A 19,490-nucleotide genomic window follows, 5' to 3' on the forward strand; every position below is an offset into this window, starting at 1 on the left:
GCCAGCTGCCGGACAAGCAGGCCGAGCCGAGCGGCCAGTGCCAGTCCGGGCGGGCCAGGCAACCAGCCAGCCGGTCCGGGCGGGCCGCACACGCCGATCCCGCAGGGGCCTCGGGCGGGCCCGTCTCAGTCGTCCGGGCGGGCCGTCACGGTGTGCGTGCCGTCCGGATTGCGGGTGATGACGTCGCCGTGCTGTGCCGCGAGCTCCTGGATCTCCTCCTCGTCCGCTCTGCGATACCCCACCTCTGCGTCGTAATCGACCTCCGCGTCCCCCAGCACGTTCCGCGCCGCGTCGTTGACCGCGTCCAGCGCACCGCTGCCGCTGGACTCCTCACCGCTGTCCCCGCGGCGCGTGGGGCCGGGACCGTCAGCGGCCTCCCGCGCACGGCTGGGACCGTTCCTGCCGTCGTGTCCGTTCTGGTCTGCCATGGCATCCTCCCCTTGCTCGACGGAGCCGCTCAGAGGAGCGGTGCCATCGACGCTACTCGCTCCGCCGGGTGTGCAAAAGGGGGTGCGTGCAGCACCGCCGGGAGGGAGGAGCACCGGGAGACGGCCTCCTCTGGCACCCTTGGCTCATGACGGTGACGATTGCCCAGATCGCAGAACGGCTCAAAGACTCGCAGGAGACCATCGCGAACGAGGCCGCAGACCGTCTGTTCACGGAGCTGGCCTCCTATGCGGCGGTGCCGCGCGCCCTGATCCTGGAATCCGCCCGCACCAATGTGAGCCGCGGCGTCGACACGCTCATCAGCCGCAGCGCGCCCACCCGCGCGCAGGTCGGCGAGGACCGGGACACCACGCGCGACCGGATCGAACGAGGCGTCCCCATCCAGGACATCATCCGCGCCTACCGCATCTGCCTCAGCGTCACCCACGCACGCTTCCTCAGCCTCGCGCAGGAGCACGGTCTGCCGGCCGAGGAGACCCTCACCGGGTCCACGCTGCTCTGGGAGGTGGGCGACTGGTTCGTGGCGGGAGCGGCCGCGGAGTACCGGGACCATGCCGGCGCCGAAGCCGTCCAGCACTCCCTGGCCCGAGGCTCGCTGGTCACGGACCTCCTCCAGGACCGTGCGGACGAGCCGCACGTCCTGCACCGCGCGGTGGGCTTCGGCATCGACCCGGAGCACTCCTACTCGGTGCTCATCGCCGGCCCGCCGCCGGAGCGCCCCGCCCGTTTCCTCGCAGAACTGGAGCGCGCCTGCCGCGGCCCCCATGCCGCAGCCCTGCTGGCGCAGGTGGGTGAGCGGATCATCGGCCTGGCCGCACAGCCGCCCGCTCTCCGGGTGAGCACACCCGTGGCGGTGGGCACGCCGGCACCGCTCACGGAGCTCTCGTCCTCCGCGGGGATCGCAGAGAGGATATGGCGGTTCGTCCGCACCCGGGAACCCGGCGTCCACACACTGTCCACCTGCTCCTGGCGTCTCGCCGTGGCGGAGGAGCCGGAGATCGGCGATCACCTGGTCCAGAGCCTCCTCACGCCCCTGCGACCGCGGACCGCCACCGGAGCGGAGCTCCTCTCCACCCTGCGCACGCTCCTTGCGGTCGGCATGAATGTGCGGCTGGCGGCCGAGGAGCTGCTCGTACACGAGAACACGGTCCGCTACCGCCTGCAGCGCTGCCGCGAACGCACGGGGCGCCGTCTGGAGACGCTGCCCGAGCTGTTCGAGCTCGCCTGGGCGCTGGAGGCCTGGGACACGGACGCCGCAACTCCGCACGGCACGGGCGCCGCGTCACCGGACTAGGCGGGCGCTGCGTCTCCGGAATAGACGACGCCACGGCTCCGGAGCAGCACGCCACGGAACTGTGGAGATCTACAGATTTCGCCGCTGAAGTCTGGGGAGCGCTCTCTCGCGCTCGGCCCCCGCACGGAGCAGAATCGACAGCGAGAGCCTGCCTCGGTAGAGGCGTGACGCGGAGGCGCTGCGACCGCGCCCGCCACGCACCCGGCATCACAGCGCAGGCCGCATTGTCGACGAGGACAGCAGGGAGCACCACACATGCCAGAGACGCCTGAGAGGTCGACTGCCGAACACGCTGCGGCGGGCACCCACGCGCCTTCCGCCGTTCACCGGTCCGCCGGTGCGGCTCCCACCGAGCACACGTTCGCCGAGCTGTGGGCGGCCACAGTCGCCGCCCGCCCGGACGCGCCCTTCCTCCTGTTCCCCGATCCCGTGCCCTCGTCCACGGAACAGGCCGCCTCCTCACCTCCGGCAGCCGGTTCGGAGCACGCTGCCGCCTCACCGCCCGCAGCCGATCCGGAGCCCCTGCGCCCTCCCGCACAGTGGACCTACCGAGAGTTCGACGCGGTGGTGCGCGGGACAGAAGGCGTCCTCCGTGCGCACGGGGTCGCCCCCGGTGACGCCGTGCACGTCTGCCTGCGGAACTGCCCGGGGTTCGTCGCCGTCTGGCTGGCCGCCGCCCGGATGGGCGCCTGGATCGTCCCCGTGGACCCGGAATCGAGCTCCCGCGACATCGCGGACCACCTCGCGCGCATCTCCCCGGTCCTCGGCATCTGTGCCGAGGCCCGGGCCTCCGTCTACCGCGAGCGTGCGGATGACTCGCCGATGGCAGTCCTCGAACTGACGGAGACGAGCCGGGACCTCGCGCCCGGCGGCCTGCTCCATCCCGCCTCGGCGGCTTCCACCCTGTCCGCGGCCGCGCCGGTGACCGCCGCCTCCCCGGCAGCCGCCGCCTCCTCGGCCGAGTCCACCGAGGCTCCCCTCCCTCCTACCCCGGAGGACCGGCTGGCCATCATGTTCACCTCGGGCTCCACCTCCCGCCCCAAGGGAGTGGAGCTCACACAGGCCAACTACGCGCAGGTGGGACCCGCCATGGCCTCCGCCGCGCACCTGGGCCCACAGGACCGCTGGTTCGTGAGCCTGCCCCTGTTCCATGCGAACGCGCAGTACTACTGCTTCGCCTCCGCGATCGCCGCGGGCGCCTCCGTGGCGCTGGCGCCGCGGTTCTCCGCAAGCCGCTGGGCGGAGCAGTGCCGGGACCTGGAGGCGACGCACGCGAGCCTGTTCGCGGCTCCGGCCCGCATGATCCTGGCGCGGACGCCGCCGGAGACCGCCCCGCTCGCGCTCAGGCACGTCTGGTTCGCCCAGCCGCTGAGCACCGCGCACTACGAGGGGCTGAGCCGCCTGGCCGGATGCGCGCCCCGGCAGCTGTACGGGATGACGGAGACCGTCGCCGCGGTCACCTGCGACGCCGCCGATCCGCCGCGGCCGGAGACCATCGGCCGTCCGCTCCCTGGGCGGCTGATCGTCCTGCTTGATCCGGTCACCCATGCCGAGGCCCCCGCCGGCGAGCCGGGCGTCATCGCCGTGGACGGCGAGCCCGGCGTCGACCTGTTCGCGGGCTACCTCGACGATCCGGAGACCACCGCCCGCACGTTCACCCGCGACGAGCACGGCCGCAGGCTGTTCCTCACCGGCGATCTCGCCGTGTGTGAGCCCGACGGCAGGCTCCGGTTCATCGGCCGCACCGACGACGTCATCAAGGTCGCGGGCGAGAACGTGAGCCTGTCCGAGGTGGAGACGGCCGCGGCCGAGGCCCCCGGCGTGAGCGAGGTCGCCGTCATCGCCGTGCCCGACGAGATCCGCGACACGGTGCCGGAGGCCCACTTCGTGCCCGAGGTCCCGGATGCGCCGCCCAGCGAGGCGCAGCTGCACGCATGGGCCGAGCGGAACCTCGCGCCCGCCGCACGACCCCGGGCCTGGCATCGGATCGACGCGCTGCCGCGCACCAGCGTCGGGAAGATCCGGCGGTTCCTGGTGGGCCGCAGCGAGCCGGCCTGACGCCGCGCCGCACAGCACCACACGGCACAGCAACCACACTGCACAACGCCACAGTCACATCCACACGAAGGAAGATCGATGAAGATTTCCGCACAGATCGCGGCCGCTGCGGCCGCAGTGCTCACATTCTCAGGCTGTGCCGGCGGCATCGGCAAGGAGGCGAACACGCTCACGCTCGGATTCGCCCACGTCGTAGGCGAGGACTCCGCACTCGGAGAGGCGGCCAAGGCGATGGTCGCGGCCATCGAGGAGGAGTACGACGGCACGGTCGAGACCGAGTACTACTGGGCCAGCGCCCTGGCCGGCGGCCCGGAGCTGCTCCACGCGGTGGGAGACGGCCGGACCGAGCTGGCCAACTCCCCCGCGGCCTACTCCGCGAACGAACTCCCGGCGGCGACGTGGACCGACACGCTCCCGGCTCTCGCCGGCCCGGCGCCGCTCGCCACCGCGATGGCCGGTTCAGCGGCCCACACCCAGCTGTTCCGGGAGCCGCTGCTCACGGAGGAGTACGCGGCACAGGGCGTCACCCCGCTGGGCGTCCTCATCCCGGACTACTTCTACATGGTGTGCAACACGCCCGTGGAGTCCGCCGAGGACGCCCGCGGGCTCCAGGTCCGCGCAGGCAGTCCCACGCACACGCGGGAGCTCGAGGCGCTGGGCATGACACCGGTGTCCATCGAATGGGGAGAGACCTACGACGCCCTCTCCCGCGGCACCATCGACTGCACCCTCACCTCCCTCTCCGGCGCCGTGGACCTCGGCCTCTACGAGAACGCGAAGCACGTGGCGATGGTGCCCTTCGCGCCCACCGTGCTCCCCGTGCTCATGAACACGGACGCCCTCGAATCGCTCGACCCGGACATGCAGGACTTCATGCGCACGGAGGCCGTCGCCGCCTACCTGCGCGGATACATGAAGGCCGGCATCGCGGACAACCAGGAGCTCTATGCCGAGGGCGGAGCCCTTGCCGAGGACGGCGACGTCACCGTCACCCAGCCCGGGGAGCTCATCGCGGAGCTCGACGAGTTCCGCGCGGCCGAGCTGGAGGAGCTGCCGGGGAAGGCCCCCGAGAGCGTCGAGGATCCGGCCGCGGTCATCGAGGACTACACCGCGGACATGGCGCAGTGGCGAGCGCGGTTCTCCGAGCTCTCCGGCATCCCCGAGGACGGCTACGCCACGCCGGAGGAGACGATCGCCGGCGTCGAGTCGGTGACCGACCCGGACGCCCTCGTCGACTCCTTCGTCGACGAATTCAGCGCCGAGGCGCTCACCCCCAGTGCAGACTGACACCACCGCCGGAGAAGACCATCAGTACGGGAAGGGAACGGACATGCAGAGAATCGCCGTCGTCGGAGCGGGCTCGCTCGGCACCATCACCGGAGCGCTCATCGCGGAACGCGGGTACGAGGTCGTGCTGGTCGACGCGAACGCCGCGCACGTGGAGGCGCTGAATCGGTCCGGTGCACACATCGCGGGCCACATCGACCGGGTCGTTCCGGTCACCGCCGCCCTCCCGCAGGACGTGACCGGGGAGTTCGACCTCGTCATCCTGCTGACCAAACAGGTCTACACGGAGCAGGCTCTCGAACCGTTCCTCGGGAGGCTGAGCCCCGAGGGCGTCGTCTGCACCCTGCAGAACGGCACACCGGAGCAGCACGTGGCCGAGATCGTCGGGGCCGAGCGCACGCTGGCCGGCAATGTGCGGTTCTCCGCCATCTACCGCGGGCCCGGCGAGTCGCAGCTGGCGACCACCTGGGAGCAGACGCTGGCGCACTCCTTCGACGTGGGCGAGCTCGACGGCAGCCTCACCGACCGGCTGAGGGAGACCGCGGAGATCCTCTCCAGCGTGGGGCACTGCGGGCTCACGGACAACATCACCGGCATGAAGTGGTCGAAACTGCTCATCAACTCGACGTTCAGCGGCCTCTCCGCCGCGTGCGGCGGCACCTTCGGTGAGGTGATCGACGCCCCGCCCCTCATGCGGGCCGCCCTCCACCTCCTCGACGAGGGCATCCGCGCGGGCCAGGCCGCGGGCATCGACATCGAGAGCCTCGGGCCCGCGCCCATCGACGCCTTCACCCTGGACGGGGAGTGGAGCGCGGAGCGGACCATCGCCTTCTTCACCGATTCGATCGAGAAGCACCGCCAGGCCGAGGCCAGCATGCTCCAGGACCTGCGCAAGGGCATCGACTGCGAACGCGACTTCATCAACGGACGCGTGATCGAGGTCGCGGAGAGGCACGGCGTCGAGGTGCCGTTCAACCGCCTGGCATACACGCTCATCTCACAGGCGGAGGCGGAGAGGACCGTCCCCCGGTTCGCGGACGGCGTGGCGGCGTTCGAGGAGCTACTGGCCGGCGTGGAGCCGGCCCCTGCCGAGGGCGCTGCGGCGGGAGGCCTGCGATGAGATTCGCGAGTCTGAGAACCGCAGACGGTCAGGAGCTGGGCCTGGTGGCCGAGGATCTGTTCCACCCGGTGCCCGGGTACAGGGACGTGTCCGAGGCGATCGAACGCGGAGCGGACCTCCACGCCCTCGGCGAGGCCGCGCGCAGGGAGGACGGCCGGGCCTTCGACGAGGAGGATCTCGCCTCACCGCTGCGCCCGCCCGCCATGCGCGACTGCATGTGCTTCCACGAGCACATCCGCAACTGCAGCCCCGAGGGCGCCCTGGACCCTCTGCACTCGCAGTTCCCCGCGTTCTACATCAGCAACGGCAACGCGGTGATCGGCCCTCGGGAGGACGTGCGGATCCCGCCGGGGAGCGCGCGCTTCGACGTCGAACTCGAGCTGTGCGCCGTGCTCGCCCGTGCGGTCTCCAACCCCACTCCGGAGGAAGCACGGGCGGCGATCCTCGGCTACACCACGTACCTCGACTGGAGCGCCAGGGACCTGCAGATGCAGGAGATGACGCTCCGGCTGGGGCCGGCGAAGGGGAAGGACTCCGCGACGACGCTGGGGCCGTACTTCGTCACGGCGGACGAGTTCGCGGGCAGGGAGTCCGGCCTGTCCTACGACGTCCCGATGCGCGCCTGGATCAACGGACGGCAGATCACGGCGGGGAACTGGAACACCATCAACTGGAACATGGGCGACGTCATCGCCTATGCCGCCCGCGGCACGACCCTCTCCGCCGGTGAGGTGCTGGGCTCCGGCACGGTGGGCGGGGGCTGCCTCATCGAGCACGAGCTGACCGGCTCGGAGACGTTCACTCGATATCTGCGGCCCGGCGACGTCGTGGAGACCTCGATCGACCTGCTCGGCTCCACCCGCCAGCGCATCGTCGAGGGGCTCCCCGTCCATCCGCTCTCCAGCGGATACTGATCTCCAGCGAATACCGAGCGGGGCTGCCGCGCTCCGCGGGGAAGCGCCCCCGGTCCCCCACGGACACCCTCGCCGGCCCCCGCTCTTCAGCGTGAACCGGCCCCCGCTCTTCAGCGTGAACCGGCCCCCGCTCTTCAGCGTGAGCCGCCCCTCGCTCTCCAGCGGGAACCGGCCGCTTTCCCCACGCGCGCGGAGGACCGCCTCCCCTCGGCTCCACGGCCGGGGAGAGGCGGTCCTCCGTGCCTCCCGCACACGTCCTCCCGCGTCACCCCTGTCGCAAGGAGTTGACTCCGCACCCGCGGGCGGCTTAGATCGGAGCTGTGACCCCCTCCATGATCCCTGCCTGGAAGATGTGCTGGCGCCGCCTGCACATCGACCTCATGCTGGTCACCTCCACCTCCTGTTGAGCGCAGCGCAGGCACCACGCACCCGCGCACACGACTGCACCGCATCTCCCCGCTCCAGGACGAAAAGACACCTCCGTGCCCTCAGACGCGCTCTCTCCGCGCTCTCCCCTGCCCGCATCCGCACACCACGCCTCCGCCCCCTCTGCTTCCACCCGCGCCCCTGGTTCATACGGACGCCCGCACACATCTGCACCCGCGCTCGGGCCGCGCGCTCCCCGCTCCTTCGCGCGCTCCCTCAGCCGGCGCACGGTGCTGACGGGCGGCCTCGGCCTCGGCACACTGCTGGCGCTCACCGCCTGCACCCCTGACGACACCGCACCCCTGACCGGCGGCACTCCCGCTCCGGGCGGCGTGCTGCGATACTTCGAGCCGCAGACGTGGACCACCCTGTACCCGCCCTCGGCCGGCTTCTACCCCAACGGCGGGATCGTCAACAACATCACGGACCGGCTCCTCTACCAGGATCCGCAGACCCTCGAGCTCCACCCCTGGATCGCGGAGGCGCTGCCGGAGTCCAATGCGGACGCCACGGAGTTCACGTTCCGGATCCGTCCGGGCGTCACCTACTCCGACGGCTCCCCGCTGGACGCGGAGAACGTGGCCCGCAACTTCGACCTCTACGGCCGCGGGGACAACACCCGCGCGCTGCCCGTCTCGGAGCAGATCACCAACTACGCCGGGTCCGAGGTCGTCGATGCGCACACGGTCGTCTTCCGCTTCGACGCGCCGGCCCCCGGCTTCCCGCAGGCCACCTCGACGATGAACTCCGGGCTCGTCGCGAACGCGACCCTGGAACTCGACGCGGAGGGGTTCGGGCCGGGCAGCGCCGCCTCGGTCATCACCTCGGGCCCCTTCCGGATCACCGAGGAGGAGGTGGGCACCCGCCTGTCCGTCCGCGTCCGCGAGGACTACGACTGGGCGCCGCCGCACCTGGGCCACCAGGGCCGTGCGTACCTGGAGGGCATCGACTACCTGGTGAACGGCGAGTACTCGGTGCGGATCGGCGCGCTGGTCTCCGGGCAGGCGGACGGCGTGCGCCAGGTGGACGCGCCTGACGAGGCCCGCGTGCAGGAGAAGGGCATCCAGCTCTACGCCCAGCCCACCAACGGCATCAACAACAGCATCAACTTCCGCCCCCGCAATCCCATCCTGGCCGATCGCACGGTGCGCCGCGCGCTCACCCACGCGATCGACCGGGAGCGGATCGTCCGCAAGCTGTTCACGGACAACTACCCGCTCGCCACGGGCATCCTCGCCTCCGGCGCGGCCGGCTACGTGGCCGCACCCGGCGCGTGGGCCTTCGACCCGGACGAGGCGAACGCCCTCCTCGACGAAGCCGGCTGGACGCAGCGCAACGGCTCCGGCCGCCGCGTCAAGGACGGGACGCCGCTCACCCTGCGCGTGAACATCGCACTGCCCCAGCCGCGCTCCCGCGAGGTGATGAGCCTCGTCCAGGAGGACTTCGCCCGGGTGGGCGCCAACCTCCTCATCAACGAGGGCGACTACGCGCAGCAGACCATCGACGGCCTCGAACTGGACCGCGTGCAGGTCTACCATTCGATGGTGGCCCGCGCGGACTACGACGTGGTCGCCAGCCAGTGGTCGGTGGACAACCGCGACGCCTTCCTCAACCACGACGAGGAGACCGGGGCCTGGGGCGACGAGCGCACGCAGGAGATCCTCGAACGCGTCACCGGCTCTGCGAGCGCCGGCGACCGCGCCGCGGCGGTGGCGGAGCTCCAGCAGCACTTCATCGACGAGGCCCTCGTGGTGCCGCTCTTCGAGGAGCCCCAGGTGTTCGGCTTCCGCCGCCGCGTCCGTGACTTCTCCACCGAACCCGTGGGCCGCCCCGCCTTCTACTCCGTCTGGCTCGCGGACTGAGGCATGACCGTCTGAAGCACGGGCAGCGACCCCCGGCGTCCGCGTGGCGCCGGCGGCCTCCCCGCCTCCCCGGGTCCGCCTCCGTCCCCACAGGAAAGACCTCACATGTCACCCACCCTCAGATACATCGCAGGCCGCTTGGGCCAGGCCGTGCTCGTCCTGTTCCTCGCCTACACCGTCGCGGCCCTGCTCCTCATGATCCTGCCCGGGGACGGCGTGCTCGCCCGCTACGCCAACCCGGCGCTGGGGCTGTCCGCGGAGCAGATCGACTCCATCCGCTCCTCCTACGGCGCGGACGCGCCGTGGTTCGTCCAGTACTGGCAGTCGCTCACCGGCTTCCTCACCGGCGACATGGGCTACTCCGTGAACTCCGGCGCGGCGGTGTCCACGCTCATTGCCGCGGCGCTGCCCTCCACCGCGGTCCTCGCGCTCTCCGGCTTCGTCGCCGCCGTGGTGCTGGCCGTGGCGGTGGCGGTCCTCGCCTCCTACGGGAGGCCCCGCTGGCTGGCCGCCGTGTTCGACTCCGCCCCCAGCCTCTTCATCTCCGTGCCCGTCTTCTGGCTGGGCATCGTCATCATCCAGGTGCTCAGCTTCCAGCTGGGGCTCGTGAGCATGGTTGACCCGGGCCCCGTGGAGGCGCTCGTGCTCCCCACACTCACGCTGGCGATCCCACTGTCCGCCCCGCTCGCACAGATCCTCGTCCGCGCCATCGCCGAGGTGCGCGCCCAGCCCTTCGTCCACGTCGCCCGGGCCAAGGGTGCGGGCGAGGCCTGGATGCTCGTCCACACCGTCGCGCGCAACGCCATGCTCCCGGCGCTCACCATCGCCGGCCTGCTGTTCGGCGAGCTGGTGGCCGGCGCGGTCGTCACGGAGACGGTGTTCGGCCGCGCCGGGATCGGCGCACTCACGGCCCAGGCCGTCGCCAACCGTGACAACCCGGTGCTGCTCGCGATCGTCGTCATCGCCACCGCCGGCTTCGTCCTCGTCAACCTCGCCGTCGATCTGCTCTACCCCGTCGTCGACCCCCGCCTGCGCCATCGCGGCCGGGTGGGTGCGGCCGCACGCCGGCAGCTGAAGGGAGCGCACGCATGAGCGCCGTCACCGCACAGGCAGCACCCGCGCCCGAGGCCCCCGCGCCCAGGCGGCACGCCCGCCGCCGCGCGCCTCGGGTCACCACCGTCGTCGCCGCGGCGATCCTGGGCATCACGATCCTCTGGGCCCTGGTCCCCGGCCTCTTCACCGGTCACAACCCCATCGACGGCGGGGAGACCGCGCCGCTGCTCGCACCCAGTGCCGAACACTGGTTCGGCACGGACCAGATCGGCCGGGACGTCTACTCCCGCGTGGTGCACGGCGCCTCGCGCTCGCTGCTGGCCGCGCTCATCGCCGTGGCGGTGGGCCTCGTGGTGGGCTCCGCGATCGGCCTGATCGCCGGCTCCCGCGGCGGCTGGGTGAGCGAGGTCCTCATGCGGATCGTCGACGTCCTCCTCTCCATCCCCGCACTGCTGCTCACCCTCACCATCGTCATCGTGCTGGGATTCGGCACCGTCAACGCGGCCATCGCGGTGGGCATCACGGCCATCGCGCAGTTCGCGCGGCTCTCACGGGCGCAGACCGTGTCCATCATGCAGGCGGACTACGTCCAGGCCGCGTACGGCTCCGGCGGCAGCTACTGGGGCGTCCTGTTCCGCCACGTCCTGCCCAATGCCGTGAGCGCCGTGCTGGCACTGGCGGTCCTGCAGATCGGCAGCGCGATCCTGCAGATCTCCACCCTGGGCTTCCTGGGCTACGGCACCCCGGCGCCCGCCCCGGAATGGGGACTCATCATCGCCGAGGGCCGCAACTTCGTGGCCACCGCCTGGTGGCTCACGGTGCTGCCGGGCCTCATCGTCATGGCCGTCGTCGTGTCCACCCACCGGCTGGGCACCGCACTCAGGGAGGCAGCGCAGTGAGCGGAGCAGCGATCGGCACCGACTACTCGATCGAGTACCCGGACGGGTTCGCCGCCGCGGCGAGCGCGGCGCACGCGCAGCCGCCCGTGCTCACCGTCTCCGGCCTCGGGATCGACTACCTCACCCGCAGCGGCGAGTCCGTGCCCGCGCTCCGGGATGTGGACCTCACGATCCGCCCGGGCTCCATGACCGCGGTGGTGGGCGAGTCCGGCTCCGGAAAGACGACCACGGCCTCGGCGGTGATCGGTCTGCTCGCGGCGAACGCGCAGGTGAGAAGCGGGTCCATCGTCCTCGGTGCGCACGGCACGGACCCCGAGCTGGAGCTGGGCGCGCTGGGGCCCCGCGAGTGGAAGAAGGTGCGCGGCCGGCGGATCGGGTACATCCCGCAGGACCCCGGCACCTCGCTCAACCCCGTGAAGACGGTGGGCGAGAACGTCGCGGAGTCCCTGCGGCTGCACACCGCCCTGGGAGCCGAGGCCCGGCGCGCCCGGGTGGTGGAGCTGCTGGACCGGGTGGGGATCGACCGTGCCGCGATGCGCGCGGACCAGTACCCGCACGAGCTCTCCGGCGGCATGCGGCAGCGTGCCCTCATCGCCGCGGCGATCGCGGTGGACCCGCAGCTCCTCATCGCGGACGAACCCACCTCCGCGCTCGACGTCACGGTGCAGAAGCGCATCCTCGACCTGCTCGACGAGCTGCGCCGCGAGGCGGGCACCGGCATCCTCTTCATCACCCACGACCTCGCCGTCGCCGCCGAACGCGCGGACGCCCTGCTCGTGGTCCGGCGCGGGCACGTCGAGGAGAGCGGACCGGCCTCACGCCTGCTCCGCCGCCCGGAGAGTGCGTACACGCGCAGGCTCCTCGCGGACGCCCCCGCGATGCAGTCGCTGCTGGGCGGACCGGAGGCCGCGCAGACCGGCGCGGCGGAGGCCGCTGCGGCGGAAGCCGGTATGGCGGAGGCCGGCACCGCGCGGGCGGACACGGTGGAGGCGGGCTCGGCCCAGACGGGCTCGGCCCAGCCGGACACGGCGCAGACGGCAACAGGTGAAGGCACCCAGGCGGCAACAGGTGAAGGCGCCCAGGCGGGCACCCCCTCCTCCGCCGCCTCGGGCGCGGCAGCCGTCCCCTCGAGTGATCACTTCACCCAGCCAGAAGATGCTGGGCGGCTGGGGAAAGCGATCACACCAGAGGCGGATGCGGATTCCCCGCCGCTCGTGACCGTGAGCGGGCTGACCCAGGTGTACGCCCGGGTGCCGCGCGATGAGCACGACGCCGATGCCGGTGAGCAGATCATCGGCATCGAGGACGTGTCCTTCACCGTGGCCCGCGGCACCACGCTGGGGCTGGTGGGCGAATCCGGGTCCGGCAAGTCGACGATCGGCCGGGCGCTCACCGGCTTCCTCGCACCGCAGTCCGGGTCGATCCGGGTGGGGGAGCTCGACGCCGCGCACCTGGACCGCCGAGGCCGGCGCGCGTTCCGGCGCACCGTCCAGCTGGTGCACCAGAATCCGGCGAGCGCGCTGGACCCCGTGCACTCCGTGGGGGCCAGCATCGAGGAGCCGCTGCGGAACTTCCGGATCGGGTCCAGGGCGGAGCGCCGCACTCTGGTGGAGCAGGCGCTCGAGCGGGTGGCGCTCGACCCCTCGCTCGCCTCGCGCCGGCCTCGGGAGCTCTCCGGCGGTCAGCTGCAGCGTGTGGCGATCGCCCGTGCGCTGGTGATCGAACCGGAGCTCGTGGTGTTCGACGAGGCGGTCTCCGCGCTGGACGTCACCGTGCAGTCCCAGATACTCGAGCTCATCGACGGCCTGCAGCGGGAGCTGGGGCTCACCTACGTGTTCATCTCGCACGACCTCGCCGTGGTGCGGCAGGTGGCGCACACCGTCACGGTGATGTCCGCCGGCCGGCAGGTGGAGTCCGGGCCGGTCGCAGACGTGTTCTCGCGGCCCGGCGAGGCCTACACGAAGCAGCTGCTGGCAGCCATCCCCCGCCCGCTGGAGACGCAGGTGCTGGACCACCAGGCGCTCTCGATCTGAGGCCCCGCACCTGACGTTTCGCACCTTTCACCCGAGTGCATGCGTCCCAGCATGCGCACTCGGGTGAAAGGTGCGAAACGTGTGAGCGGGCACGGCGCGGTCTGAGGCGGCGGGGCACCGCGTGCCGGGCGGACCTGAGACAATGGGGGCATGCCTGACAACCCGTTCCCCCGCTCCATCGCTCCCGCCGATTCCGTGCCTGCGGGCATGGAGGACCGCGAGGCGGACGTCGTCGAGTTCAACGACTTCCGGCCCCGCTCGCCGCAGAAGGTGGCGGTGGTGACCGGGGGTTCGAGCGGGATCGGCGCGGCGATCGTCAAGGATCTCGCCCGGGACCACGTCGTCATCGCGGTCGGCCGGGACTGGGCGCGCCTCAACGCCGTCGCACAGCTGGCGGAGGAGATGCACGGCGGCTCCGCGGCAGGTGCGGGCAACTCCGCGGCGGCGGCCGGACCCGCCCGCGTCATCCCGGTGATCGCGGACCTCGAGGAGCCGGACTCCCTGGAGGCGGTCTTCGACGAGGAGGTCCGCCCGTTCGGCCGTCTCGACGTGCTCGTCCACAACGCGGCGGTCGCCAGGCGCCGCACGGTGGAGGACGCCTCGATCGAGGACTGGCGCGAATCGCTCGCCACCAACGTGGTGGGGCCGGCGGAGCTCACCCGCGTGCTGCTGCCGTGGCTGCGGATCGCCAAGGGCACCGTGGTCTTCATCGGCTCCGGGGCCTCGCGCACCTCCGTGCCCTTCCACACCGTCTACTCCGCGGCCAAGCACGCGGTCCAGGCCGTCGCGGACGGTCTCCGCCAGCAGGTGAGCGCGGACGGCGTGCGCGTCTCCACGGTGGCGCCCGGCCCCACGCACACGCCCATGAACGACCTGGAGCACCCGTACCCGATGCAGGAGCGGGAGGTGCGTCTGGAGCCGGAGAGCGTGGCCCGCTCCGTGCGACACGTGGTCGATGCCCCGGCCGAGGCCTCGGTCAGCGAGCTCTGGGTCCGCCCCCGCGAGTGAGCGCGACTCTCCCCTCCCCGGAGTCCCCCCTCCCCACAAGTTACGTCTGCGTAGCGGCCGCCCACCACGGCCGCTACGCAGACGTAACTTCGGTTCGGTCCGAGGCGAGCAGCATCGTCAGCTGCGCGCGGAGGATCTCACGGACCCGCTGCGCGCTCAGTGCGCCGTGGGGTGTGATCGCGTCCGTCGTCAGACCGCCGATGAGGGCGGAGAGCTGTGCGGCACACCTCTCCGGATGAGGTGTCCGCAGCGCCGCGAACGCCTCTGTGAGCACCGCGGAGAGATCATCACCCATCCGCGCCGCGGCCGGGCGGAAGACCGGCCTGATGCGCGAGGCGAGGATGAGCTCGAGCAGTGCGACGGCCTCCCCGTGCCGCTCCTCGTCCAGCGGCAGCAGCTCCTCCACGAGCGCCTGCAGCGCATTCAGCGCCTCCTCCCCGGTGAGCCCGTGCAGCTCCTCGACGGGGTGCCGGGCGAGCCTGCGCCCCATACGGTCGCCCGCCTCCGCCGCGACCGCGACGAGGAGGTCCTGGTGGCCGTCGAAGTAGTGGCGCACCGAGCCGATGTTGAGTTCCGCCTCCGCCGCGACGCGACGCAGGGAGAGCCCTTCCAGGCCCTCGGCGACGAGGAGGCGCAGCGCCGCCTCGATGATGTGGCGTCGTCGCACACCTGGATCGATCCGTGCGGGCACGGCCACCTCTCTTCCGACTGTTCTGCTGCTTCTGCCGCACTTCGCGGCACGCCTCACGGCGGACTCCGGCACACCTCACGGCCGCCCCGCGCAGGGCCGGCTCAGCTCAGCCTCGCACCGGGCCGGCCGAGTCAGTCCTGGTCCCAGACAGGGTACGCGGTCTCCCGCACCTCCCCGTCCGCACGGAAGTGGAGGAACCTCTCGAAGTCGCGGGCGAACCACCTGTCGTGCGTCACGACGAGGACCGTCCCCTCGAAGAGGCCCAGCGCGTGCTGCAGCGCCTCGGCGGAGACCAGGTCGAGGTTGTCGGTCGGTTCGTCCAGCAGGAGTAGGGTCGCCCCGCCCAGTTCGAGGAGGAGGATCTGGAACCGTGCCTGCTGACCGCCGGAGAGCGACTCGAAATGCTGTTCGGCGGCCTGCGCGAGCTCGTAGCGGGCCAGCGCCCGGGAGGCGTCCTCCCGCGGCATCCCTGCGCGGTCGCCCTCTCCCCGGTGCAGGATCTCCAGCAGCGTGCGGCCCCACAGGTCCGGGCGTCCGCGATTCTGCGCGAACCAGCCCGGACGCACCCTGGCGCCCAGCATCGCGGTGCCGGAGTGTGGGACAGGCTCGATGACCGCCTCGGCCACGGGCGCCTGCTCCGGACCGGGATCGCTGCCTCCGCCGGCCAGCAGCCGGAGGAAGTGCGACTTGCCGGATCCGTTCGCGCCGAGCACCGCGATGCGGTCGCCGTACCAGGCCTCGAAGTCGAACGGGCGCATGAGCCCCGTCAGCTCCAGACCCTCGCACACGAGCGCCCGCGTGCCGGTGCGTCCGCCGCGCAGACGCATCGCGAGGTGCTGCTCGCGCGGCTGCGCCTCCGGCGGACCCACCTCCTCGAAGCGCACCAGACGCGCCTGCGCCGCCCGATAGCGCGAGGCCATGTCCGAGTTGTACGCGGCCTTCTGCTTGTACGTCGCCACGAGTGCGCGCAGCTTCGCACGCTCCTCGTCCCATCTGCGGCGCAGCTCGTCGAGGCGTTCGAACCTGTGCCTGCGCGCCTCGTGGTAGGTCCCGTATCCGCCCGCATGCGTCCACGCCGTGCTGCCCGCCGCTCCCAGCTCCAGGGTGACGATCGCCGTGGCCGCCCGCGCCAGCAGCTCCCTGTCGTGGCTGACGAAGAGCACGCCCTTGTCCGTGTCCCGGAGCCGGTCCTCCAGCCAGCGCTTGCCGGGCACGTCGAGGGAGTTGTCCGGTTCGTCCAGCAGGAGCAGATCGTCCGGTCCCCGCAGCAGCGCCTCGAGGGCGAGGCGCTTCTGCTGACCGCCGGAGAGCTCCGCCAGCGGCCGGTCCCGGCACTGCTCGTAGGGCAGTCCCAGCGCGGCGACGGTGCACGTGTCCCACAGCACCTCGAAGTCGTAGCCGCCCGCGTCTCCCCAGGCCGTCACCGCCGAGGCGAAGGCCATCTGCGCGTCCGTGGAGCCCTGGGCCTCCATCACTGCCTCCGTCCGCGCCAGGCGCTTCGCCGCGGCGCGGATCGCAGGAGGGGCGACGGACGCGAGCAGCTGTGCGACGGTGCCGCTCGTGACGAACTGCCGCATGACACCCAGTGAGCCCGTGTGCACGGCTCTCCCGGAGTCCGGCGTGAGCTCCCCCGTGAGGCATGCCAGCAGGGTGGACTTGCCCGCGCCGTTCGCTCCGATCAGCGCCACCCGCTCACCGCTGCCCGCGCTCAAGGACACGTCGTCGAGCAGCGGGCGACCGTCGGCCAGCGTGTACGTCAGCGAGGTGACTTCGAGATGCGCCATGCCCCCGAAACTATCACAGCCGTGATAGACAGCGGCCGCTCAGCCCGGTTCCCTACCGTGGGAACGAGCAGAGACGCCCCGGAGGAAGGACCCCCATGCCCCGTGCAGAGAACCGCCCTCACGCAGAGAGCGAATCCCACGCGGAGAACCGCCCGCAGCTCCCCGATTCGCTCGAGGACCGCGCCGCCCTCGGCTCCGGTGAGAACTTCTGGCACACCCGGGCCCGCGGCGGCATCCCGTCGATCACCCTCTCCGACGGACCGCACGGACTGCGCAAGCAGACCGGCTCCGCAGACCACCTCGGCCTCTCCGGCAGCGTGCCCGCCACCTGCTTCCCGCCCGCGGTGGGCCTCGGGCAGAGCTGGGACCCCGCGCTCGCGGAGCGTGTGGGCCGGGCGCTGGGACGCGAGGCGCGCGCGGCGGACGTGCAGGTGCTCCTGGGGCCCGGCATCAATCTCAAACGGTCCCCGCTGGGCGGACGGAACTTCGAGTACTTCTCCGAGGATCCGCTCCACTCCGGCGTGCTGGGCGCGGCGTGGGTGCGCGGTGTGCAGGCGCAGGGCGTGGGCGCTTCGCTCAAGCATTTCGCGCTCAACAACCAGGAGGACGACCGCATGCGCGTGAGCGCGGACGTCGATCCCCGCCCCCTGCGCGAGCTCTACCTCCGCGCGTTCCGCCGGGTCGTCACCCAGGCGCGGCCGTGGACCGTCATGTGCGCGTACAACGCCGTCAACGGGGTCGCCGCCTCGGAGAACCGCTTCCTCCTCACGCAGCTGCTGCGGGAGGAGTGGGGCTGGGACGGGGCGGTCGTCTCCGACTGGGGAGCGATCCGCAACCGGGTGGCGGCGGTGGCCGCCGGCCTCGACCTCGCGATGCCCTCCGACGGCGGCGCCGGTGACGCCCAGGTGGTCTCAGCGGTGCGCGCAGGAGAGCTGGACCCTGCGGCGGTGGACCGGGCGGCGAGGAACGTCGCGGTCCTCGCCACGAGGGGACGGGCCGGGCAGGCGGGGCGGGAGCAGCCGGGCGGAGAGACCTTCGACGCGGAAGCGCACCACTCCCTCGCCCGCGAGGCCGCCGCGCGCAGCATCGTGCTGCTGCAGAACGACGACGCCCTCCTGCCCCTGGGGACCGGCGGATCGCTCGCGGTGATCGGCGAGTTCGCCCGCACGCCGCGCTACCAGGGCGGCGGCAGCTCGCATGTGAACCCCACCCGTCTGGAGAAGCCGCTCGAGGAGATCCGCGCCGCCGCGCCGCAGGCAGAGGTCTCCTTCGCGCCGGGATTCACTGTGGACGGCTCCGGCGCGGATCCCGCACTGGTCGCCGAGGCGGTGGCCGCCGCCCGCGCCGCGGACACCGCCGTGGTCTTCCTGGGACTCGCCGACGCGCAGGAGTCCGAGGGCTTCGACCGCACGGACATCGAGCTGCCGGCCGAGCAGCTGGAGGTCCTCGCCGCGGTGGCCCGGGTCCAGCCGCGCTCCGTCGTGGTGCTCTCCCACGGCGGAGCGCTGCGCCTGGCCCCCGTGGTCGCGCAGGCCCCGGCCGTGCTCGACGGTGCGCTGCTGGGACAGGCCGGAGGCAGCGCGCTGGCCGCAGTGCTGTTCGGTGAGGAGAACCCGTCCGGCAGGCTCGCGGAGACGCTGCCGGTCCGCCTCGAGGACACACCGGCCTTCCTCGGCTTCCGCAGCGAGCACCGGCACGTGCGCTACGGCGAGGGCCTCTTCGTGGGCTACCGGTGGTACGACGCGCGCTTGCTGCCCGTCGAGTTCCCCTTCGGCCACGGGCTCTCGTACACGCGCTTCGCCTACGAGGGGCTGTCCCTCCGCACGCAGACCCCCACCGAGGCCGGACAGGGACCCGGCGCGGGCACCGAGGGCGCCGGGCCGGGAGCCCACGGACGTGCCGCCGAGGCCGGTGCAGGAGAGGACGCCCCTGCGGCCGAGGAGATCGTCGCCGAGGTGACGGTGACCAACATCGGGGACCGCGCGGGCCGCGAGGTCGTCCAGGCCTACGTCTCCGTCCCGGACTCCTCCGTGGCGCGGGCGCCGCGGTCCCTGGGCGGCTTCGCGGACGTGGAGCTGGAGCCGGGGGAATCGGCACGGGTGGAAGTGCGCATCCAGCGGACGGAACTCGAGTACTGGGACACCCGCGTCGACAGGTTCGTGCTGGAACCGGGCAGATACGAGGTGGCGGTGGGCGCCTCGAGCCGGGATCTGCGCTGCACGGGTGAGATCGAGCTGGAGGGAGAGAGCGTCCGCCTGCCCCTCACGCTGGAATCGACCGTGGCGGAGGTGCTGGCGGATCCCGTCGCGGCCGCGGTGCTGCAGCCGGTCATGGGGTTCGGCACGCCTGGAGAGGAAGCGGAAGACGGCGGCGGCACCAGCGGCGAGGGCCTGGGCGTCGACATGGCACGCATGATGGCGGACATCCCCCTGGCCGCACTCACCGGATTCAGCGGCGGCGCCGTCACCCGCGAGCAGCTCGCAGAGCTGCTGGAGACCGCGAACGCACAGCGCTGAGGAGCGCGGCACACTCCCTCCCACCTCACCTCTCCCCGGAGCGGCCCGCTCCGTTATCTCCCCGCACCTCTCCAGACCCTCCCCCTCGGAGCACCCCC

General features: G+C 72.1%; 14 protein-coding genes. 11 read left to right on the plus strand and 3 right to left on the minus strand.

All coding sequences use genetic code 11. From position 1 onward, the window contains the following. Positions 1-125: 125 nt before the first annotated feature. Positions 126-428, minus strand: a complete 303-nt coding sequence (locus ABD240_RS05960; protein ID WP_344336175.1) for a hypothetical protein — start codon at positions 426-428, stop codon at positions 126-128. Positions 429-574: 146 nt separating this feature from the next. On the opposite strand from ABD240_RS05960, the gene ABD240_RS05965 reads away from it, so the two are divergent. From ABD240_RS05965 to ABD240_RS06010, 10 genes are all read left to right on the plus strand, one after another. Continuing rightward, positions 575-1,741 (plus strand): PucR family transcriptional regulator, encoded by a 1,167-nt coding sequence (locus ABD240_RS05965; protein ID WP_291797974.1) that lies wholly within the window; start codon positions 575-577, stop codon positions 1,739-1,741. Positions 1,742-1,996: 255 nt separating this feature from the next. Continuing rightward, positions 1,997-3,799 carry a class I adenylate-forming enzyme family protein gene (locus ABD240_RS05970; RefSeq protein WP_344336179.1) on the plus strand — a complete coding sequence of 601 codons (1,803 nt, stop codon included), beginning with the start codon at positions 1,997-1,999 and terminating at the stop codon, positions 3,797-3,799. A gap of 78 nt (positions 3,800-3,877) precedes the next feature. Further along, on the plus strand, positions 3,878-5,086 hold the full coding sequence (dctP, locus tag ABD240_RS05975; protein ID WP_344336182.1) for a TRAP transporter substrate-binding protein DctP: 1,209 nt from the start codon (positions 3,878-3,880) through the stop codon (positions 5,084-5,086). A gap of 43 nt (positions 5,087-5,129) precedes the next feature. Next, on the plus strand, positions 5,130-6,206 hold the full coding sequence (locus ABD240_RS05980; protein WP_344336185.1) for a ketopantoate reductase family protein: 1,077 nt from the start codon (positions 5,130-5,132) through the stop codon (positions 6,204-6,206). Continuing rightward, positions 6,203-7,120 carry a fumarylacetoacetate hydrolase family protein gene (locus ABD240_RS05985; RefSeq protein WP_344336188.1) on the plus strand — a complete coding sequence of 306 codons (918 nt, stop codon included), beginning with the start codon at positions 6,203-6,205 and terminating at the stop codon, positions 7,118-7,120. Before ABD240_RS05980 ends, ABD240_RS05985 begins: the two co-directional genes overlap by 4 nt. Before the next feature lie 656 nt (positions 7,121-7,776). Next, a complete protein-coding gene (locus ABD240_RS05990) occupies positions 7,777-9,408 on the plus strand; it encodes a TIGR04028 family ABC transporter substrate-binding protein (RefSeq protein ID WP_344336191.1) in 1,632 nt (543 codons plus the stop codon). A 105-nt stretch (positions 9,409-9,513) separates the two neighbouring features. Then, positions 9,514-10,500, plus strand: coding sequence for an ABC transporter permease (locus ABD240_RS05995; RefSeq protein ID WP_291791670.1), 987 nt, complete (start codon positions 9,514-9,516; stop codon positions 10,498-10,500). Then, positions 10,497-11,360 carry an ABC transporter permease gene (locus ABD240_RS06000; RefSeq protein WP_344336195.1) on the plus strand — a complete coding sequence of 288 codons (864 nt, stop codon included), beginning with the start codon at positions 10,497-10,499 and terminating at the stop codon, positions 11,358-11,360. Before ABD240_RS05995 ends, ABD240_RS06000 begins: the two co-directional genes overlap by 4 nt. Then, a complete protein-coding gene (locus ABD240_RS06005; protein WP_291791663.1) occupies positions 11,357-13,393 on the plus strand; it encodes a dipeptide ABC transporter ATP-binding protein in 2,037 nt (678 codons plus the stop codon). Before ABD240_RS06000 ends, ABD240_RS06005 begins: the two co-directional genes overlap by 4 nt. Before the next feature lie 150 nt (positions 13,394-13,543). After that, positions 13,544-14,401: an SDR family NAD(P)-dependent oxidoreductase gene (locus ABD240_RS06010; protein ID WP_344336197.1), complete on the plus strand. Its 858-nt coding sequence runs from the start codon at positions 13,544-13,546 to the stop codon at positions 14,399-14,401. A 73-nt stretch (positions 14,402-14,474) separates the two neighbouring features. Here ABD240_RS06010 and ABD240_RS06015 read toward each other — a convergent pair whose 3' ends face one another. Together ABD240_RS06015 and ABD240_RS06020 are read right to left on the minus strand one after the other, a co-directional pair. Beyond that, a complete protein-coding gene (locus tag ABD240_RS06015; RefSeq protein ID WP_291791404.1) occupies positions 14,475-15,092 on the minus strand; it encodes a TetR/AcrR family transcriptional regulator in 618 nt (205 codons plus the stop codon). A gap of 131 nt (positions 15,093-15,223) precedes the next feature. After that, positions 15,224-16,876 (minus strand): ABC-F family ATP-binding cassette domain-containing protein, encoded by a 1,653-nt coding sequence (locus tag ABD240_RS06020; RefSeq protein ID WP_344336200.1) that lies wholly within the window; start codon positions 16,874-16,876, stop codon positions 15,224-15,226. A gap of 95 nt (positions 16,877-16,971) precedes the next feature. On the opposite strand from ABD240_RS06020, the gene ABD240_RS06025 reads away from it, so the two are divergent. Continuing rightward, positions 16,972-19,392, plus strand: a complete 2,421-nt coding sequence (locus ABD240_RS06025; protein WP_344336203.1) for a glycoside hydrolase family 3 C-terminal domain-containing protein — start codon at positions 16,972-16,974, stop codon at positions 19,390-19,392. Positions 19,393-19,490 lie beyond the last annotated feature (98 nt).

Origin of the sequence: Brevibacterium salitolerans (assembly GCF_039531405.1) — a bacterium.
In the GTDB taxonomy this organism is placed as follows: Bacteria; Actinomycetota; Actinomycetes; order Actinomycetales; family Brevibacteriaceae; genus Brevibacterium; species Brevibacterium salitolerans.

Excerpts from the sequence above, each read along its gene's own strand:
- ABD240_RS05960 (WP_344336175.1), bottom strand. The coding sequence starts at position 428 with ATGGCAGACCAGAACGGACACGACGGCAGGAACGGTCCCAGCCGTGCG.
- ABD240_RS05965 (WP_291797974.1), top strand. The coding sequence starts at position 575 with ATGACGGTGACGATTGCCCAGATCGCAGAACGGCTCAAAGACTCGCAG.
- ABD240_RS05970 (WP_344336179.1), top strand. The coding sequence starts at position 1,997 with ATGCCAGAGACGCCTGAGAGGTCGACTGCCGAACACGCTGCGGCGGGC.
- dctP (WP_344336182.1), top strand. The coding sequence starts at position 3,878 with ATGAAGATTTCCGCACAGATCGCGGCCGCTGCGGCCGCAGTGCTCACA.
- ABD240_RS05980 (WP_344336185.1), top strand. The coding sequence starts at position 5,130 with ATGCAGAGAATCGCCGTCGTCGGAGCGGGCTCGCTCGGCACCATCACC.
- ABD240_RS05985 (WP_344336188.1), top strand. The coding sequence starts at position 6,203 with ATGAGATTCGCGAGTCTGAGAACCGCAGACGGTCAGGAGCTGGGCCTG.
- ABD240_RS05995 (WP_291791670.1), top strand. The coding sequence starts at position 9,514 with ATGTCACCCACCCTCAGATACATCGCAGGCCGCTTGGGCCAGGCCGTG.
- ABD240_RS06000 (WP_344336195.1), top strand. The coding sequence starts at position 10,497 with ATGAGCGCCGTCACCGCACAGGCAGCACCCGCGCCCGAGGCCCCCGCG.
- ABD240_RS06010 (WP_344336197.1), top strand. The coding sequence starts at position 13,544 with ATGCCTGACAACCCGTTCCCCCGCTCCATCGCTCCCGCCGATTCCGTG.
- ABD240_RS06020 (WP_344336200.1), bottom strand. The coding sequence starts at position 16,876 with ATGGCGCATCTCGAAGTCACCTCGCTGACGTACACGCTGGCCGACGGT.
- ABD240_RS06025 (WP_344336203.1), top strand. The coding sequence starts at position 16,972 with ATGCCCCGTGCAGAGAACCGCCCTCACGCAGAGAGCGAATCCCACGCG.